Source organism: Kineococcus indalonis (assembly GCF_009906395.1).
GTDB classification, from domain to species: Bacteria; Actinomycetota; Actinomycetes; order Actinomycetales; family Kineococcaceae; genus Kineococcus; species Kineococcus indalonis.
In genome coordinates, this window is the sequence record NZ_JAAALM010000573.1 from 1 (window position 1) to 2393 (window position 2393).

General features: G+C 79.7%; 1 protein-coding gene. It reads right to left on the bottom strand.

All coding sequences use genetic code 11. The annotated features are described in order from the left end of the window. A partial coding sequence (locus GTR00_RS19020; protein ID WP_166613130.1) for a DEAD/DEAH box helicase occupies positions 1 to 2325 on the bottom strand: 2325 nt, incomplete at its 3' end. Positions 2326 to 2393: the final 68 nt, after the last annotated feature.

Consider the following 2393-nt stretch of genomic DNA (forward strand, 5'->3'; position numbering starts at 1 on the left):
CCCGCTGAGCGCGGCCACCACCACGTCGAGCACCGCCACCGCGCCGGCCTTGTCCAGCGGCTCGTTGCCGTTGCCGCACTTGGGCGACTGCACGCACGCCGGGCAGCCGGAGGCGCAGCGGCAGGCGCGCACGGCGTCGCGGGTGGCGGTCAGCCACTCGGCCAGCCGCTCGTGCCCGCGGTCGCTGAACCCCGCGCCGCCGGGCACCGCGTCGTGCACGAACACGGTGGGCCGGCCGGTGTCGGGGTGCAGCGCGGTCGACAGCCCGCCCAGGTCCCACCGGTCGCACGTGGCCAGCAGCGGCAGCAGCCCGATCGCGGCGTGCTCGGCGGCGTGCAGCGCGCCGGGCAGCCGCCCCGGCGCCCCGTCCACGGCGCGCGCGGCGGCGTCCGGGTCCAGCGACCACCACACCGCGCGGGTGCGCAGCCGGCGCTCCGGCAGGTCCAGCGGCTCCTCGCCCAGCACCTGGCCGGTGCCCGCGCGCCGGCGCAGGAACCCCGTCACCCGGCTGGTGACCTCCACCACGCCGCGGCAGACGGTCAGCGGGCCGTGCGCGGCGCGCTGCTCCTCCCGCAGCACCCGCACGTCGCTGCGGCTGCGGGCGTGGGTGGTGTGGTCGGGCGTCTCCGGGTGCACCAGCGCCACCTGCTGCTGGAGGTCCAGCTCGTCGACGACGTAGGTGCGGCCCTGGTGCACGTGCACGGCACCGGCGTGCACGGCGGAGTCCGCCGCCCCCGCCTCCACGGTGCCCAGCACCCGGCCCGTGGCGGACTCCACCACGCGCACCGTCCCACCGGCCCCGCGCAGGTCCGTCAGCTCGCTGGCGCGCTCCGGGCGCGTCCAGAACCACCCCTGCGCGCGCCGGCGCAGCAGCCCGCGCCCCACCAGCAGCTCCACCACCCCCGGCGCCGCCGGCCCGAACAGCTCCAGGTCCGCCTCCGTCAGCGGCAGCTCCTGCGCGGCGGCCGCCAGGTGCGGGGCCAGCACGTACGCGTTGGAGGGGTCCAGCACGGTGGCCTCCACGTCCACGCCGAACAGCGCCTCCGGGTGGTGCACCAGGTAGGTGTCCAGCGGGTCGTCGCGCGAGACGAACACCCCCAGCGCCGGCCGCCCGCGCCGCCCCGCCCGGCCCAGCTGCTGGCGGAAGGAGGCGCGAGTGCCCGGCCAGCCGGCGATGAGCACCGCGTCCAGCCCGGCCACGTCCACGCCCAGCTCCAGCGCGCGCGTGGTGGCCATGCCCAGCACCCGCCCCGAGCGCAGCCCCTCCTCCAGCTCGCGCCGCTCCTCCGGCAGGTACCCGCCGCGGTAGGCCAGCACCGCCCCGGCCCGCTGCGGGGTGCGCTCCAGCAGCCGCCGGCGCGCGGCGGCGGCCACCGACTCCGCCCCGGCGCGGCTGCGCACGAACGCCAGGGTCCGCACGCCGCGCTCGACCAGGCCCGCCAGCAGGTCGGCCGTCTCCGCGGTCGCGGTGCGCTGCTCGCCGCCGGCGCCCCGCTCCTCGTCCGCGGCGTCCGCGGTGTCCGCGCTCCCGGGCGCCTCCCCGAGCGCGCCGCGCCGCGGTGGCTCCCACAGCGCCACGTCCACGCGCGGGCGGGTGGAGGTGTCGCCCTCCACGGCCAGCACCTCCACGCCCGTCAGGCGCCGCGCGGTGGTGGCCGGCTCGGCCACCGTGGCCGAGGCCAGCACGAACACCGGCTCGGCGCCGTAGCGGGCGGCCAGCCGCCGCAGCCGGCGCAGCACCGCCGCGGCGTGCGAGCCGAACACCCCCCGGTACGTGTGGCACTCGTCGACCACCACGAAGCGCAGCCGGCGCAGGAACGGCGCCCAGTGCTCGTGGCCGGGCAGCACCGAGCGGTGCAGCATGTCGACGTTGGTGAGCACCAGGGAGGCGTGCCGGCGCACCCACCGGCGCACCTCCGGCGGCGTGTCGCCGTCGTAGGTGGCGCTCAGCGGCCGCTCCAGGCCCAGCGCGCGCAGCCGCGCGTCCTGGTCGGCGGCCAGCGCCTTGGTGGGCGCCAGGTAGAGGGCGGTGGCGCCGCGCTCGCCCAGGGCCCCGCCGGGGCGGCGCAGCTCGGTCAGCACGGGCAGCTGGAAGGCCAGCGACTTGCCCGAGGCGGTGCCCGCGGCCAGCACCGTGGAGCGCCCCGCGTGCACGGCGTCGGCCGCCAGCACCTGGTGCCGCCACGGCAGCCCGCCCGTGCCGCGCTCCAGCGCCGCGACGACCTCCGGGTCCGCCCAGGCCGGCCAGTCCGCGCGCTCGCCGGCCCGGGCGGGCAGGACCTCCACGTGCCGCAGCCGGCCGGAGCGCTCGCCGTGCTCCAGCACCCAGCGCCACGCCGCGCCGCCGCCACCGGCCTCGTCGAGCTCGTCGGGCCCGGGCGCCGCGTCGGGCC